At 52.1% G+C, this 15,560-nt stretch carries 23 protein-coding genes; 4 read left to right on the top strand and 19 right to left on the bottom strand.

Annotated elements, in window-relative coordinates:
- The 18 genes from A0129_RS03775 to A0129_RS03690 all read right to left on the bottom strand — a co-directional run.
- On the bottom strand, positions 1-816 hold an 816-nt coding region (locus tag A0129_RS03775; RefSeq protein ID WP_291712546.1), incomplete at its 3' end, for a phage tail tube protein.
- A gap of 105 nt (positions 817-921) precedes the next feature.
- Entirely contained in the window at positions 922-1,263 is a 342-nt protein-coding gene (locus A0129_RS03770; RefSeq protein ID WP_291712543.1) for a DUF3168 domain-containing protein, read from the bottom strand.
- Positions 1,235-1,738 carry an HK97-gp10 family putative phage morphogenesis protein gene (locus A0129_RS03765; RefSeq protein WP_291712542.1) on the bottom strand — a complete coding sequence of 168 codons (504 nt, stop codon included), beginning with the start codon at positions 1,736-1,738 and terminating at the stop codon, positions 1,235-1,237. The genes A0129_RS03770 and A0129_RS03765 overlap by 29 nt, the downstream gene beginning before the upstream one ends.
- A complete protein-coding gene (locus A0129_RS03760; protein ID WP_291712540.1) occupies positions 1,731-2,072 on the bottom strand; it encodes a phage head closure protein in 342 nt (113 codons plus the stop codon). The genes A0129_RS03765 and A0129_RS03760 overlap by 8 nt, the downstream gene beginning before the upstream one ends.
- 9 nt (positions 2,073-2,081) lie before the next feature.
- Entirely contained in the window at positions 2,082-2,672 is a 591-nt protein-coding gene (locus A0129_RS03755) for a phage head-tail connector protein (RefSeq protein ID WP_291712539.1), read from the bottom strand.
- Between the two features lie 12 nt (positions 2,673-2,684).
- The gene (locus A0129_RS03750) at positions 2,685-3,023 is read right to left on the bottom strand and encodes a hypothetical protein (RefSeq protein WP_291712537.1); all 339 of its coding nucleotides are present in this window, start codon (positions 3,021-3,023) and stop codon (positions 2,685-2,687) included.
- An 84-nt stretch (positions 3,024-3,107) separates the two neighbouring features.
- Complete coding sequence (locus tag A0129_RS03745; RefSeq protein WP_291712535.1) at positions 3,108-4,319, bottom strand: phage major capsid protein; 1,212 nt, start codon at positions 4,317-4,319, stop codon at positions 3,108-3,110.
- A gap of 78 nt (positions 4,320-4,397) precedes the next feature.
- Entirely contained in the window at positions 4,398-5,102 is a 705-nt protein-coding gene (locus A0129_RS03740) for a head maturation protease, ClpP-related (protein WP_291712533.1), read from the bottom strand.
- Positions 5,103-5,115: 13 nt separating this feature from the next.
- On the bottom strand, positions 5,116-5,493 hold the full coding sequence (locus A0129_RS03735; protein WP_291712530.1) for a hypothetical protein: 378 nt from the start codon (positions 5,491-5,493) through the stop codon (positions 5,116-5,118).
- Positions 5,486-6,766: a phage portal protein gene (locus tag A0129_RS03730; RefSeq protein WP_291712528.1), complete on the bottom strand. Its 1,281-nt coding sequence runs from the start codon at positions 6,764-6,766 to the stop codon at positions 5,486-5,488. The genes A0129_RS03735 and A0129_RS03730 overlap by 8 nt, the downstream gene beginning before the upstream one ends.
- Before the next feature lie 29 nt (positions 6,767-6,795).
- Positions 6,796-8,463 carry a terminase TerL endonuclease subunit gene (locus A0129_RS03725; protein ID WP_291712526.1) on the bottom strand — a complete coding sequence of 556 codons (1,668 nt, stop codon included), beginning with the start codon at positions 8,461-8,463 and terminating at the stop codon, positions 6,796-6,798.
- 6 nt (positions 8,464-8,469) lie between these two features.
- The gene (locus A0129_RS03720; RefSeq protein ID WP_291712524.1) at positions 8,470-8,928 is read right to left on the bottom strand and encodes a phage terminase small subunit P27 family; all 459 of its coding nucleotides are present in this window, start codon (positions 8,926-8,928) and stop codon (positions 8,470-8,472) included.
- Between the two features lie 174 nt (positions 8,929-9,102).
- Positions 9,103-9,438, bottom strand: a complete 336-nt coding sequence (locus A0129_RS03715) for an HNH endonuclease signature motif containing protein (RefSeq protein WP_291712522.1) — start codon at positions 9,436-9,438, stop codon at positions 9,103-9,105.
- A gap of 166 nt (positions 9,439-9,604) precedes the next feature.
- On the bottom strand, positions 9,605-10,018 hold the full coding sequence (locus A0129_RS03710) for a hypothetical protein (protein ID WP_291712520.1): 414 nt from the start codon (positions 10,016-10,018) through the stop codon (positions 9,605-9,607).
- 1 nt (position 10,019) lies between these two features.
- A complete protein-coding gene (locus A0129_RS03705; protein ID WP_291712518.1) occupies positions 10,020-10,727 on the bottom strand; it encodes a hypothetical protein in 708 nt (235 codons plus the stop codon).
- Positions 10,705-11,436, bottom strand: a complete 732-nt coding sequence (locus tag A0129_RS03700) for a helix-turn-helix domain-containing protein (RefSeq protein WP_291712517.1) — start codon at positions 11,434-11,436, stop codon at positions 10,705-10,707. The genes A0129_RS03705 and A0129_RS03700 overlap by 23 nt, the downstream gene beginning before the upstream one ends.
- A 35-nt stretch (positions 11,437-11,471) precedes the next feature.
- Positions 11,472-11,735 carry a hypothetical protein gene (locus tag A0129_RS03695; protein ID WP_291712515.1) on the bottom strand — a complete coding sequence of 88 codons (264 nt, stop codon included), beginning with the start codon at positions 11,733-11,735 and terminating at the stop codon, positions 11,472-11,474.
- An 11-nt stretch (positions 11,736-11,746) separates the two neighbouring features.
- Positions 11,747-12,265, bottom strand: coding sequence for a phage regulatory CII family protein (locus A0129_RS03690; RefSeq protein WP_291712513.1), 519 nt, complete (start codon positions 12,263-12,265; stop codon positions 11,747-11,749).
- Positions 12,266-12,301: 36 nt separating this feature from the next.
- On the opposite strand from A0129_RS03690, the gene A0129_RS03685 reads away from it, so the two are divergent.
- Positions 12,302-12,574 carry a hypothetical protein gene (locus A0129_RS03685; protein WP_291712512.1) on the top strand — a complete coding sequence of 91 codons (273 nt, stop codon included), beginning with the start codon at positions 12,302-12,304 and terminating at the stop codon, positions 12,572-12,574.
- A 43-nt stretch (positions 12,575-12,617) separates the two neighbouring features.
- On the top strand, positions 12,618-13,052 hold the full coding sequence (locus A0129_RS03680) for a hypothetical protein (RefSeq protein ID WP_291712510.1): 435 nt from the start codon (positions 12,618-12,620) through the stop codon (positions 13,050-13,052).
- An 8-nt stretch (positions 13,053-13,060) separates the two neighbouring features.
- Here the strand turns inward: A0129_RS03680 and A0129_RS03675 are convergent, their stop codons facing one another.
- Positions 13,061-13,321, bottom strand: coding sequence for a YdaS family helix-turn-helix protein (locus tag A0129_RS03675; RefSeq protein ID WP_291712508.1), 261 nt, complete (start codon positions 13,319-13,321; stop codon positions 13,061-13,063).
- 91 nt (positions 13,322-13,412) lie between these two features.
- On the opposite strand from A0129_RS03675, the gene A0129_RS03670 reads away from it, so the two are divergent.
- Positions 13,413-13,901 (top strand): hypothetical protein, encoded by a 489-nt coding sequence (locus tag A0129_RS03670; RefSeq protein WP_291712506.1) that lies wholly within the window; start codon positions 13,413-13,415, stop codon positions 13,899-13,901.
- Between the two features lie 675 nt (positions 13,902-14,576).
- Positions 14,577-15,383 (top strand): hypothetical protein, encoded by an 807-nt coding sequence (locus A0129_RS03665; protein ID WP_291712505.1) that lies wholly within the window; start codon positions 14,577-14,579, stop codon positions 15,381-15,383.
- Positions 15,384-15,560 lie beyond the last annotated feature (177 nt).

Below are 15,560 nucleotides of genomic sequence, written 5' to 3'. Positions count from 1 at the left end.
AATGATGTTGCCGGCCACAGTACCGTGCACCAGGTTCAACGCTCCGCTTTCATTGTTCTTCACCTTCTGGAACCAGTTGTACTGAATGACCTTCTGATATTCAAAGCTCAACGCACCGCGAGCTGCGCGGTCGGTAATTCGAACCCCCTCAAAACCAATCAGGTTGCGATACACCACTTGCAAGCCAACATCCAAGGACAAAGACTGAACAACAATGCTTTGACCAAAGTAAGTGCAGCTTGGGGTGTCACGGTAGTTAACCGACTTGGGCTTGATAAAAGCACTGAAATCAACACCCACCACAGAAGCGTCAACTACGTCGGCATACAGGCCAGTGAAGGCAAATCGCATCACAGGAATACCTCGCGCATCAAAGGCAAATGACACCGTGCCCTTGCAGTAAAGCGCTTTGTGCTGTACACCATCAAGGTTGTAAATCATGGTGACGGTTTTTTGTGCATCAGGGCTTTCCGTGATGGGCTTGTAACGCGCATCGATTGGAACGGGTGTGGCATCCGCACTCATGGTTATTGTTTCCGAATGCGCGCATGCAAGCAAAAGCGGACTGTATGCAGGCGCATCTCCAGCGGTGCCAGCCCCGGCTAGCTCCACCTCAAACGTAATGGCAATTCGTGTACCCACGGGAATTTGCTCATCGTTGCCAAAGTATGGGCGCTGCAAATCACGTTGCACTGAATCTTGCTCCAATGGCGAGACATTCACCGCCTTGGCCAAGATGGCATTCAAAGCCCCAGTGGGAGTTGCATCCACACCCGGGGTAGTCTCCAGCTTTGCAAGCAAAACTGAATTACGCATATTCAAACCCATGACAAGTTCCTCCAAATCAGGGCAATTCGATAAAAGGTTCCCGCCGAACTGCCCAAAGGGTTCGGTGAGGTTTTCTAAAAAGGTGGGTGGGGTTTACGGCTGGTATCTAAAGCTCATGTCAATGAGCCAGGTAAACAATTGGGTGTCGGGCTCATACCCGTTTGAATCAAAGTTTTGCTCCATGAACTCATTCAAACCACGAAGCTCCTCTATCACCTGCGCGCGCAAAGCGCTGCACTGGTCGTAATCCTTCGTATAAATGTTCAACTGAACCCGCAAACGCTCGATCAACTGCCCAGCGTCCACAAAAGGCTCTTCGGTATTGCCAATGTACTGGTAGGTGCATGCGGGGTACACAGCGCCCTCAGGCAACTTTACCGGGTAGGCCCGCGATGCGAACAACGGGCTAAGTGCTGCGAACAGTATTGCGTCCATATCTCTTCTTGAACCTTTCAATGCTGCTGCGCAGCCGGTTGGCCATAGCCTGCTTTACTTTCTCTACATTGGCCTCAAAGGCTGGGCGCATAAACGGTCGAGCTGGCATCTTGCTGGTACCGAACTCATGAAACCACCAGTAAAACGGGTCGTTTTCATAGGTGACCTTTTTTCTTGTTCCACGGTAATGAACGACTTTCCGCGCGTTTTTCGATTTGCTGCCATGACGCACACCCACGTTGTACTGAATGCGGTCGCGGCCTGTTTTCTCGCGCTTGATTGCGATGTTTTCCAGCAGAGCACCCGACGATTCAAGGCCTTGGGCCTGGGCGTTTTTCTTGGCCTCGTTAGCCACCAGCCTTGCGCCGCCAGCAACAGCAGCGGCAGCGGCTTTCAACTTCAAATCATCATGCAGGGCGCGGAAGTTCTTAAGCAGCTCATCCATACCCTGAATTTGGGCACCGCTCTTAACCATCGTTCGCCCCGGTTTCGCACATCAGCTCCAGGTATTCGTTCTGGCCGGTAATATCCAGGGCGTAGTGGATGTTGTAGTACTTGCCCTTGCACACCACACGCATTTCGGCCACCACATCCTCACGGTAATCAATACGAAACCGTGCGGTTACCTTGCTCAGGTCTTGATTTGACACAAAACCCTGCACACCACTGCGGTCAAACTTCTCGGCCCACACTTGCGGCGTCACAGGAATGTTTTGCCAAACGTGCGTAACCGCGCCGCTTGGGCTTTGGGCCTTCACTTTGGCCTGAATGGTAATTGGCGTGTTTTTCTTACCTGCTTCAAGAATCATGACGCGGCCCTACACAATGTTGATTCGGTAGTCGTCGAGCAACCCGCCGATGAATTCAAGCTCGGTCATGGTCTTGTCGCTGTGCGATTCACGACTGCGAAACATGCTTGCGGCCACAGCCATAATCCAGTTTTTTACCGGCTGGGGTACGTCCGCAGCCGCTGCACACCCCGCAGTCACCGTAACCACAATTGTGGGCTCTTGGCAGTTCAGGGCTGGCCAGTCCTTGCCAATGGCTGGCAACACCAGAAGCAAGTGTTCTTTCTTGATGCGATAGTCAGTGCTGGGCAAGGTTTGAACTGCACCGGCCGTGTCCACATACGTGATGGATTCAATTTCAACGTCATGGCCCATGCGATCAAGGCGCAAACCGGTGCCCCAAGCGCTGTAGGTTAGCTCTGCACGCTGCCTGCGAAGCTTGCGGTTTAACTCAGCCTCGCAACGGTCGCGTGCACTTGCAATGTACCCGCCGATCAGCGCATCTTCGTTGTCAAACACAAAACGAAGCTGCGACTTCACCTCTGCAGCCGTCACAGGCTCCTCTTGGGATACCCACTCCTTGCGCTCGATGAAATCCGGGCGACTTTGAAAGGTGCGCACAAACTTCTCCCGTTATGCCTTGGGTGCTTTCAGTGACTTGGCAAATGCCACCGCATCAGGGTGATCATCCACATAACCCAGCGATTTCAAGCCAGGCAATGAGCCTTTGGGTACCTCGGCCACATCATTGGCTACGCCAAGTTGGCAAAGTGTCAGCACGCGAACTTCAACAAGGTGCTCTTCGCCCTGTTCATCAGGATCAGCAAGTTTGGCTATCGCCTCGTTTTCTACTGCATCGAACATCTTGACAGTCTCAGCCAGCGGAGCACTCTCGGGCGCATCGCTCGGGGTTTGAACAACCGGCTCAACTTTGGGTTCTTCGGTTTTGGCAGCTTGGGTATTCTTGGACATGGTGTTGCTCCACAAAAAAGTGGCCAGGACTTGCCCGGCCACGAACTCCATTCAAATGAAGGGAGGAGACATTTCAGAAAAAGATCAGGTTGCGCTGTTCTGGTAAACCTTGAAGCCACCACCCACATCCACGTAGTTACCACCATGGCGAGCCCAGGCCAAGAAGCCTACCTGGCCTTTCTTCGTGTAAGCGGAATCGGTGAAGCGGAAAAGCTCCATAGCCATCACATCGCGAATCTTGTAATGGAACAAATCGCCAAAGCCGATTGGTTTTGCGTTTGCACCCAAGTCCGCCATGAACTGGTTGATCACAATGGCACGGCCCATCAAGGTATCCGGGGCACCACCTGGAACACCAGTTTCGTAGCCAGGCACAAAAATCGGGCGGCCCTGAGTATCTTTGATCTTGCGGATATAACGCAAAGTCAAATCATTAAACATGAACGCACAGGTGTTGTTGCGGTAAGCCGGGTCAACAGAGTGCTCCAGGTCAACCAAGTGATCGTAGGTCACCGCTGCGGCGTTGCCAGTGGCGGCAGTTACGCCAACGGTTGCAGCAGTCACCAAACCACGGGGCTCGGAAGTACCAGTACCCACAGTGAACTTGCGCTCGGTGATGCGACCCAAACGTTGCGCAATGCGATTGCGCACCATCGCCTCAACATCCACGCTTGAGTCTTGCAGCAGCTCAATTGGAATAGTGACCACCTTGGAGCTGAACTTGTACACCGGGATACTGATAGAGCCAAAGCTTGCATCCTCATCTGTAGCAGCACCGTTTTCAGCGACAATCTCGCCCTCTTCGGCTGTGCCATCTGAAGTGGCGAAGCTCAGCTCGTTGCCCTTCTCAGTGCGAATAATTTCGCACAGGCCACTTGAACGCAGGCCCGAGTAGCTTTTCATCGCGTCAATCAACGTGGAAGACACATCGGTTTGAACGGTGAAACCACCCTCGGAACCAGTGGTGGTGCTCATCGTGTTTCGAATGGCTGTCCATTCTTCAGCAGTAATGGCTTTGTCGCCATGGCGAAGCCACTTGGAATACAAAGCCTGAACCTTGTTTTCCTGCTTGGGTGTGGGGTTACCTTCGCCAATGCCAAACTTAGCCTCGGCATCCAGGTCCATCATGCGCTGGGTGCTCTTGATCTGGTGATCAACATCCTGAAGCGCATTGTCAAACTCATCGTATTTGGCCTGCAGTTCCTTGTTCCACTTGTCCTTGTTGTTGTCCAACAGGCTGCGCATTTCTACTGCCAGGGAGTTTCGCTTCTCCCGCAATTCGGCTAGGACTTTCATAGTGATTTCCTCATTGGTTAGTCCAAAATAAAAAGGCCCGCACATGGCGGGCCCGTTTCGCAAACAGCAGGAGCTGGTTTAAGCGATTCTTTCCAGCATCTTCAAATGGCGTTGAAGGTGCTCAATATCAAAGTTCTCATCATTGGTTGGCTGGTTTTCCAAAAGCGCCTTGGGTACCTTGTCGTATCCAGACAGGTCCCACATATTTGTGGCTTTGGGGGCATGCTCAACAATTGAATCGATGAAGCCGTTGGCCAGCGCTTCGTCAGCGTTGAACCAGGTTTCTGCATTCATCCAGTCTTCAATCTGGGCTTGCGACTTGCCGGTTTTGCCCGCGTATTCCTGAACAATGGAATCATTTACCTTTTTCAGCACATCGGACATGCGTGCCATGTCGCGGTAATCACCGCCAACAAACGACCAAGCGTTGTGAATCATGAACTGGCCACCTGGGGCCATGCGCACCTCATCGGCACCGATGGCAATTGTGGTGGCAGCAGAGGCGGCAAGGCCGTCGATGATCGCCACAATCTTTGCTTTGTGGCCTTTCATTTGCTCAACCATTGCTTTGGCCGCGAACACATCACCACCTGGTGAATTAATGCGCACATGGATTTCAGGCGCGTCAATCGCGTTGATGTCATTTGCAAACTGCTGCGCACCAACGCCCCACATATCGCTGATCACGTCATAGATGTAAATGGTGGGCACGCCCTCGTTTTTGATGGCGTAAAACGGCTTAGCCGCCGCGCCCTGGAGCAAGCGGAACTGGAATTTCAACATGGTGATTACCCCGTTAAGTTGGGTTTGATGGTTCGTACTGGCGAACCTTGCGCTCAAGGTTTTCAAGCTTCACGCGAAGCTCGGCCATTTCTCTGAAGCAGGTTTCACGCTCCAAGAACAATTGCTTTTGCATGTTTTCTCGATCAAGGGCATAGCTGATTTTCAATTCGGTCAACTCAGCACCCATGGACTTCACCAGCCCCGAAAGGCGTTTGTTATCGTCGATCAGCAGTTTGTAGGTTGAGGTTTCTGCCTCATCCTTTGTTACAGCTTTGCCAATCTTTTTGAGATAAACCCAGCTGCCTAGAAAGCCTGCGACCAAAGCGCCTACATACGCTGGCAGGCCCTGCCCTACTTGCAACATGGCTTTGAATACATCAAGTTCATTCATCCTCTGCGGGCTCCGGTTTTGGCTCCGCAGGTACTTCATCAACGGGCTCTTCTTTGGGTTCGGCGTTTGGGCCAGCAGGCCCATTCCATGTCACCAATACATCACCACCAGGTATCGGCTTTAAATTTTTCAGCTTTCGGATTTCATTGACTGTTTGCCAACCAGGTCCGTTGGAGCCACCCAATGAGGCACGGAAAGCCTCAGACTGCGCCTTGGAATCACCACGTAACAAGCCACCTGTTTCAAATTCGAAAAAGCGGTCTTCATTGGGGAACAACTTGCGGTTTAGTTCCTGCTCAAAATCAGTCAGGTAGGGCTGCAAGCAATACACAACAAAACCGATTGACTGTTGCTCAATACCAGTGCCCCAACTGGTGGACTTTTGAGTGTGGCCAACCATGTGGGGTGGCACACCAAAAAAGCGGCAGATATCTTCAACGTTGAAAGCACGTGTTTCAAGCAACTGGGCATCGGTTGCGCTGAGGGATAGCTCTTTAATCTGAGCGCCTTCTGTGAGCAACAGGGGCTTGTTCGAATTGTTGGAGCCACCATACGTATCAACCCATTGATTGCGGAGAGCCTCGATTCCCTCAGGGCTCATCTTGCCCTTCTGCTCGATACCGAAGCGCTGCATAGTTCCGCTTTCAAAGAACTTGGAAGCATGGCGATCTGCGGCCAGCGCACCACCCACCGCATTGCGAGCGTAGTGAGTCACAACCGATTCACTGCGAACACCGTTAAAACCCAGCCCGGGAATGTGGATCATGTCTTCTTGCTGCACACCGCGTGCTTTGCCTTGGTCCAACACGTAGTACTGAAGGCGCTCGCCTTGGCGCTCGACCATTACATCATCTGGGTGATGTGGCAAAAAGCCAGCGATCACATTACCGCGACCGCGCAGAATTTCGGCGAAGCCATCACCACGCAACAGGTTCGACTTGCCCACATACTTGCGAAACGCCGAGCTTGTAAACCGTGGGTTGGGTTGCAGGTTTAACAGCTTTCTAAGCGGGTGAGCATTGTCACGCTCTCGACCATCATCCCCCTCGCGATACAAATGCAAGGGAAGAATCGACAACGCGCTTGTAATCACCCGCACGCAGCCATGCACCGCGCTTAACTGCATGGCGGTTTTTTCATTCACAACCACACCGCCGGCCATGCTGCCCATGCCGAAAATATCCAGCACCCGGAAGTCGCCGCTCTTCACCAGGGCACTGTCAGCACTTTGCTGATTCAACACTGGCTCAAGGCGAGCGGGTGCAGGCGGCACCTCTTGATTACTTGAAAATGGCCACATAGTTACAGGGTCTGAAAGGGTACATCGACGTAATCGCTTTGGTTGGCCATCTGCCTGTTCAGGGCAGTCAGCGCCGCAACCACGCCGTCGATCTTGTTTTCTGGCCGCTCTTTACGCGGGTAAATGTTGTCTTTTGCATCGGTGTGGCAAACCACGTTGGAAACCATCCAGGTCAAAATCGGGCATCCGTTGTGTCGCAACTTGCCGCTTAACGCCAATGCTTCCAACTGCTTCATTGGTTCGCTGAAGTTCAGCACCGTGGGTTTCACTTCAACCATCGGCACGCCCTCCTCAATCAGGTGCGAGGAAAGCTGAGTAGCCTGAAACGGGTCAAACCCCACCTCACGCAATTCAAACCGCCGTTGGTCTTCAAGAATGCTCGACTCAATATCGTCGTAATCGGTCACATCGCCTGGGCTTACATTCAACAAGCCCTGCCTTGCCCAGCCCTGGTACTGGCTGTTTGATTCATTCTCAACCGCACGCTCGGGCAGCCAGTAACTACCAAAAAAGTAGATGATCCCTTCACGCTCAAACAGGTAAAGCTTCGCGGCAATGTCTACCTTGCTGGCCAGGTCAAGGCCGAGGTAACACTCCTCGCCTTCAAACTGGGCCAACTCAAGAGTGCTATCAGCACAGGCATCCCAAGCCCGCATATCCATCCACGCCGCATCGGCGTTTACCCAAACGTTCAACCGCTTGGTCAAGAACTCAGGTTGTTTGCTGGCCATGCTCATCGCATACCGGGCAGCGCCCTCCATGTCGGTGGGTGAGACACTGATACCGTAGTTTGGGTTGGCCTTGCGCCACACCTCGGGGTCTGTCCAATCGTCACCATCGTCAATTGTGTAGATGATCCCGAACGTGGTGTCGTCTTTAAATGTGCCGTTCAAAACCTTAACCAGGTGATCGCGGCGTTCGTAACAAATTCCAGCCCGGTTTGAACCCGCCGTGGTAATGGCAAAGATCATGGGCTGCTCACGCGACCCCCGGCCAGAGTCGATTACGTCGTACACATCGCGGGTTTTGTGGGCGTGCAGTTCATCAACCGATGCAAAGTGCACGTTCAAGCCATCGAGCGTTGAACCCTCGGCACTCAGCGGTATGTACTTGCTGCCCTCATCCTCAACCATCAAGCCGTGCTGCTGAACCTCCACGCCAAAGTACCGGCAAAAATCAGGGTCCATGCGTGCCATGCGGCGACTGTCATCAAACACCAAGCGAGCTTGCTTGTGCGTGGTGGCAACCGCATACACCTCAGCGCCTGGTTCGTTGTCGGCCGTCAGCATGTACAGCGCAATTCCGCTCACCAGGGTGGACTTGGCGTTTTTCCGTGGCACCTCAACATACACATCACGAAAGCGGCGCAGCTGCGTTTCCGCATGCAGCCAACCGAACGGCACGCACACCAAGAAGCACTGCCACGGCTCCAACACAATTTGTTCGCGCTTGCGTGCCCACTTGCCCTTGGTGTGGCGAAGCATTTCGATGAATGCGCAAACCCGGTTGGCTCTCGATTCATCAAACACGTATGGCCAACCGCCCACACCTTGCTTTTCAAGGTCTGCCAGGTGTCGATTGCAGGCAAGGTGCACAAACTTGCAGGCCGAGACTTTCCCGGCCACTACGTCCAAGGCGTACTGGCGGGCAATCTCGGAATAATTTTTCATGCTGCTTTAGAACTGACCCCAGCCTTTCTTTTCATCATCGCCAAACAAGCTGGCTTGCCCATCGTTCTTTGAGGGCTGAATGCGCCCGCGTGCACTTGGGCTTAGGCCAAAGGACTGCAAGTACTTGTGCACCTGCTCGCGGTGCTTGCTGATCAACTGAACAATCACACTTTGCTGCTCAAACCCATTGGGCGTGCTGCTAGTGCTCACCATGCTCACGGCCTGGGCATAGTCCAGTTTTTTGCTGGCATTCATCCGAACCTTCACCGCACCTTCAAAAGCCATTTCCAATTCGAACAGCCGACCCGCCGCCTGGCAGTAAATGGCCAGCGCAGTGCGGTCAATGCCGCTGATCAAATTCAGCTCCTCAAGCAACGGGGTGATGCGCTTCCATTCCTTCAAGGCCTCTCGGCCCAGGTGCTTTGGTGGCGTTGGAATTTCAACCCGTGGGTTGACTCCATCCATCTCGATCGGTCGCCTTCCGGTGTTGCCGCTCGTGAATTTCAGGACGTTGGGTTTTGGTTGTGGTCCGCGTAATCCCATGATATTGTTACCTTTCCTTTGGTATACCCCCCTCCAAAACTTGCGCTCGCAAAATAAATATGGGGGCGGCGGTCTACTAGCAATACCCCTTAACTTTTACCCCGCCCCCCGTTTTTTCCAGCGCCCAAAACCACCATCTTCTGTAGCAGTTTTTGCGCTATGGCACGGTTTACAAAGGCCTTGCCAGTTGGTCTGATCCCAGAACAACTTCATGTCGCCCTTGTGCGGAACAATGTGATCCACTTCTTTGGCTGGGGTAATCAAGTTCAGCTTGTAACAGGCCACACACAAAGGGTGCAGCCGAAGGTATTGCTCACGTGCTTCGCGCCAGGTACGGGTGTAACCCCGCTGGTGGGCAGTGCCACGGTTGGCATCAACTGCCTTCTGGTTTGCCTTTTCGTGCACCTCACAAAATCGATTTGAGTAGTGCACAAGTTTTTTGCAACTTGGGTGGGCACAAGGCTTTAAAGCTGCTTTTGGCATAGGCAAACAAAAACCCCGCAAAGCTAGGCTCTACGGGGTTCTTGGGGTTATTCCTGTTTCTGGTTATCGCTGCTTCAAACCACTTGAGTCAAAGCTTTCGCGAAGCATAGCTGATTTAAACATGTTTTGTATCAAGGCTCGAAATTGTTTTTTTCTCACTCATGCGCTTGGCCTGCTCAATTAACTGATGCCTTGCTTCAAACCAACGTGCAACACCCAACACCACCTGGTCAATGCGCACCTGCACGGTGGCCGTGCCGCAACCACCTTTGCGCGCCACTTCACGCACTGGCAGCTGCTGAACAAACCAAAGGTCTGCGTACTGGCGAAGGTTGCGCGGCAAGCTTTGCACCGCTGAATCTGTTTTACTGGCTTCAATTTCATCAACCGGTACGCTGCTGCACGCGTCCACTCTGGCACTTGCACCCATCAGCCTCGCCATCGGGCTGTTGCCAAAGCCAAGGCCGTTGTCTTCACGCCGGCGCATCCATTCACCCCAGTTCACAAGCTTCTGTTCAATGTGTTTCATCTCAGTCCTTTCGTTTTGGTTTGTATTCAAGGCCAAGCGCCTTGTGCGCCATTTGTAATGAGGTAATTGATTTGCCCTCAGGGTTGGCAATCATTCGCCGCGCCCAATCCTTGTAGTCGCCACGCGGCTTCAATGCGTCTTCCAGTGCGCGCTTCACACGCTCAACGTTCTCGTGCGCCGCGTGGGGTTCGGTATAGGTTTGTTCCGGTGCGGGCAGTTGAGGTGCCGGTTCAGGTATTGCTTCAAGACCACCTTCCGCATGCACACGCCCAACAAACTCAAGCACCTGCTCCCATCGAGCCTTCGAGTCTTTGAATGATCTGTGTTTCAAATCGAACGCACCGAATTCCACATAGGCCCAATACACCACCGGGCTTGACCACTTGCCAAACTCACCACGCTCACGGGCGGCCGCACCAGCCACCGCTTCATGCCAGGCACGCTCAGCATCAACGGGCGGCCTGCACAACGCCTTGAATTCAGACAACCCCGGCGGGAACTTGGGCGGCAAGCGAGATAGACCGTAAACAATCTCATCAACCGACAACTGGCCAAGCTCAGCGGCCCATGTCAGCTTTGCATTCTCAATGTCCAACCCAACAAAGCGATCAAGCCAAAGGGTGCCGTAATCGGCATGGAGTCGTTCAAACAACCGCTCGATGAACTTAGGTGCTTTGCTTCCGGGTTTAGCCGTCGATAGTGCGCTCATCATCACCCCTCGTTTGGCGGTACATGGCGTTGGCAATCTCAAGGCGTTGTTGGTTCATCGCAGAACCTTGCGCACCACCAACCCTTGCCAAACGGTTTGGCTTTACCCATTCGGCCTTGAACCCTATCCAGCCTAAGGCACAGCTTTCCCGCAATGCATCGTCCAAACTCATCCCTGCTCTGGCTGCCTGCCTTGCAATTTCATCGATGGCGGTTTGGCTTGGGTTGGCCTTTTTCTTTTTTCGGTGGGCAAGCCAATCGGTAATCGTGGTGTTGGCAACACCGAGCGCCTGCAAATAATTTGCAGGGTCGAAGCCACCGGGCTTGTTTTGGTTCTTTGATGGTTCTAATGGTGGTTCATGGTGGTTAGTGTGCACCTGGTGCAGGGGTATCGGCACCTCGTGCAGGGGTACCCCGGCATCTGGTGCAGGGGTATCGGCATCTGCTGCGCCGGTGCATTTGCGGCGCCGGTGCACCTCGTGCCGGGGTTTGTCATAATTCTCGACCGAAATGACATACTTTGTGTGCCTGCCATTAGACCTATCAGCGGATAAAATTCCAGAGGATTCCAGCCACTTAATGGCGTTGTGCACAGCGCGTACGGAAAGGCAGGTTCTCTGCGCAATTAATGCCACCGAGGGCCAGCAATGCCCGCTGTCATTCGCATTGTCAGCAAGGCTGATCAACACAGCTTTTTGTGCTGGCGACATTTGAAGGTCCCAACACGCATTCATTATTCTGGTACTCACAAGGCCCCCTCTTCTGGTTTATTCACGGTGTACACCTTCACTGGCTTTTTGCAGGTGGAAACCAGCCTGCGCTCTTTACAGACAAACACCTCGCCGCGATCAACCACCAATCGATTGATGCAACATTTGAGCTTTCTCGGGTCTTCTTTAAGCAGCGCTGCTATCTCGGCCAGAGTTCTATCTCCACCAGCCAGCAGCCGCAGTACAGAGTGGCGCAGTGCACCTGGTGGCCTACCCCGCTTTCTTTTTATTTCCAGCATTCAACCCTCACCTAAGCGCGGGCTTTGTTGTGTACCTGCTCGTGCAGCGTCACTGGCCTTATGCTGCGTGTCGCCTCGTTCATGTCGGCTAAGCGTCCACGCAAGTGGTTAAGGTCGCCCATCAACTGAAGCACTGCGTGGTCCACCTCGCGCAGTTCACGATCGGTTACGCGATCATCTGCAATCGATGCGGATACCGTCTTCAACATGTCGCCCAGGTCTTGCATTGTTTGGGCAATGTCTGTAGTTACGTTGCCGTCAGCAGCGCCTCCCTGGATCACACAGAAGTAGCCAAGCAAGCACGCCATGGAAAACAGAATTCGATGGTCTTCGGTCATCAACTGCAAGGTGACCGCCTCTTCAAGGGTTAGGTTGTTGCGGTTGGTGTTGTTTGGGTTCACCTTGTGGCAAAGCGTTTGCTGATTCAGCTTCATTCGAGCCGCCAAGGCCACGGTGCCTGGCGCGTATTCGTGCACCGTGTAGTACGCCGCATCCCGAATCGACAACTCTTGTGTGGTCTTTTGTTTCATGTCTTCCCCTTAACTGATGCTGTGCGCCAATTGCAAATGGATAATCATTGGCGCATGGATGAAAAATTACTGATTCGAATCGAGAGCCTTGAACGCTGCCTGGGCGACCTTCAACACCAGGTCGACACTGCACAAGGCATGGTTCTCGCGGTTTTTTATGTGTGCAAAAGCCTGCGGCGTGGTTTTGATGAACCAACCGTAGAGCGAATGAACACAGCAATGGAAACCACCCAAGTGGAACTACTGAACTCGGGTTACCCAGACGAGGTTATGGAGGCGCATGAAGGTGCCATGCGGGCGCTTGGTTGAAATGGCATACTGCAACCTGCAAAACCCAAAGCAGGTGAAAACAATGGAAATCTTTATTGCCGTAATTACACTTCTCGCATTTCTGGCTTACAAAGCATTTAAAGGCGGCACTAGAAGCCTGACGCAACAACTGATCGATCAGCCTGAAAAGCTCTATCGCTGGCCGACCAGCGGCTGCTTTGATCAAGAAGTGGTTGGCGAATCGAACTACCAATCCGCGCTTAGATCGATTTGGGACAAATGTACTGAGGAAGGCTTGGATGCAATTTTGCTGCATGAAGACACCAACAAACATGACAACAAGGCTGTAGCAGTACTGGTGGATAAAAAGCTTGTGGGTTACCTCAATAGGAATGACGCCAGAGCTTTCAGACGGCGTTGCGAAAAAGAAAGGGTTGGCAGTGTTTCTATTTGCAAAGCACGTGTTTCCGGCAGAGAGGGCAAAGAAGGACTTATCGGCATATGGCTTGATCTGTAACTTGCACATCACTCGGCCTCAACAGCGATGGATCTGATTGGCGGCGAGTCAGGATGGTCGATAAGCTCGGGCCAAATTTCCCACCAATCTTTGGGGCGAAGATCCCAGCGCATGACTTGCCTATTGGTGGCGCGTTCGATTCCGACGCAGCGTTCTACTTTGATTGGTCGAACGCCTTGCTTCCACTGTGAAATTAGACCAGGAGTGACGCCCAATATGGCAGCCAAACCCATTGCCCCGTGACTATGCAAATAATCTTTTAAGTCCATTTATCAGTTCCCCAAATTTGGGAAAAGCATAGCACTGCTTTATTACTTTAACAATAGCCTATGTATATATAGCATTGCTTACAATCGCCATATGAACAGACAACTGACATTGACAAAATTAATATCCGAACGTTTTGATGGGAATCAAGCGGCATTCGCTCGTGCTATCGGTGTTGCATCGTCCCAAGTCAATCAATGGGTCAACGGCTATCGGAATCTTGGCGACGCTGGAGCACACCGAATTGAACTCAAACTTGGATTGGCGCAAGGCTACTTTGATATGCCGGTCGCACAAAGGCAGCGCGACCTATCCAGAAGCACCACGCTGATTTCAGAAAAGATTGAACTCAGACCTGAAGTACTTGAAACAATTGAGTTAATTGGAAAGCTTCAGGAAAACGCAAACTCTGAAATACTTTTCAAATCATTAAATCAGTTGATCAGGGCGATCACCAACCCTAGCAAATTCAACCTTGCTGTAGAGACAAAAGACTTCGCGGGCAAGCCCCCTAAAACAACAGAAGTAAGCGGAAAAACCAAGGATGCAAAAAAGCCTGTTCCCAACAAAGTTGGTGATTGAACAGCCCTACATCGGGCCTTCCAAAATGCTCAAGGTGGTCGGCTTTGACCAGCAAGACAGAAAATACGCAGTCAAATTCAGTACCCCCGAAGAACCCGAGGCGGCGCTTACGGAGTGGATTTGCTACAACCTTTGCGAACTACTGGGAATTCCGCACCCTGACTTTGACCAGGTCATAAGAACGAATGGGGACACGGCTTTTGGTTCCCGTTGGGACGAAAGCGCACTTCAATTCAACGCAAGCGAAATGACTCAAAGCGAAGTGGTTGCCCTATTCATCAAAGGCAAAGCCGACACCAACTCAATCGCCGCTGTCGATCAATTCTTACCCAACCCCGACCGACACCTTGGAAATTACCTTTTCAGAACGAACCCAAGAACAACCCGAGTTGTCGCATTTGATTGGTCACAAAGTATTCTGTTCGACCCTTGGCCAGCCCATTCAACAAGCGTAACAATGACCAATTGGCGCGGCATGCGGGGGCTTTTAAAAGACAGAGAGTCAATTCGATCAACGATTGACGGACTTAAGGCCATCAGCCCACAAACCTTTGAAACAATTCTGAGCGCAGCACACCCAACCTGGTGCGCACCCGAACGCATCAAGCACCTGCTAAACTGGTGGCAAGAATTTTCAACGATCAGGGCCTTAGATACGGCCCGGGCACTTGGGATATGAAAACCGCCACCTACTACGTAATTTCACACTACCCATCGCGTTTCAAGTCTGAACACGTGAACATCGGGATTGTTGTATTCATCGGCGGCGATGATATCCGGGTTCATTTCATCGACGACCTGAAGAAAGTTAAGGTGGTGGACCCGAACGCAAAAATTGAAACTATTCGTTCATGGGAAAGCTCATTGCCTGAATTGCTGCTTGAAGAGCCGGCGGAAAGGCGCGTGCGTTTTTTGCAGAACTTTGGAAGCTGGACCATCCCGGATGAACCAGGTTCTTTTGTTTTCGACAACAGCGCAGACTACTTAGCCAGGGTGGCAACCTTGATGGATCACCTTGCAGTGGCACGGCCACGCCACAAACCCACCCGCGAACATGTTTCACGCCTGCATTTGGACGTGAAAGATCAATTCCAAATACACGGCTGGCTAGGAAAAAACATTAAAAACCATGAAATTGTGGCTAGGTACGAACTGCGCGACGAAGTCAATGCAGAGTTCGCGCTGATGAACGGCAGGCTTCATGTGATTGAAACCCTTGATCTGCGCACGTCCAACCTTTCAGAAAAGCGCAAAGAAGCTAGGTCAAAAGCTTTGGTGCTGCACGAGGCCAAGCGAATTGATTCGAACGCACAAACCTACACAATTATTGCGGGCCTCAATCAGCAAGACACTCAAGGCACACGCGAGCTGATGAACGACTATTCCGAGCGAGTAGTTCGCTGGGAAGACACAGGCGATCTTGAAGACTTTTACCTGACGATCAGCAAAGCCACCGGCAAACCGATGCTCAAACTTCAATAAAAACGGTTTACCCAAAATCGCAGATATCTATATTCGAAGCGACTTTCAAAACGCTTTTAAAAGAATTTTCAAAAGCCGTGCAAACCAAGCACGGTTTTTTTTGCATAAATTATTAACATTTGCTATTGCTTTTGATTGTTAGCCGCGCTATATTTCCAGCCATCAACAACCGCGAGG

Source organism: Limnobacter sp. CACIAM 66H1 (assembly GCF_001601825.1).
In the GTDB taxonomy this organism is placed as follows: Bacteria; Pseudomonadota; Gammaproteobacteria; order Burkholderiales; family Burkholderiaceae_B; genus Limnobacter.
Note: the sequence above shows the minus strand (reverse complement) of the source record. Positions and strands in the feature narration are given on the sequence as shown.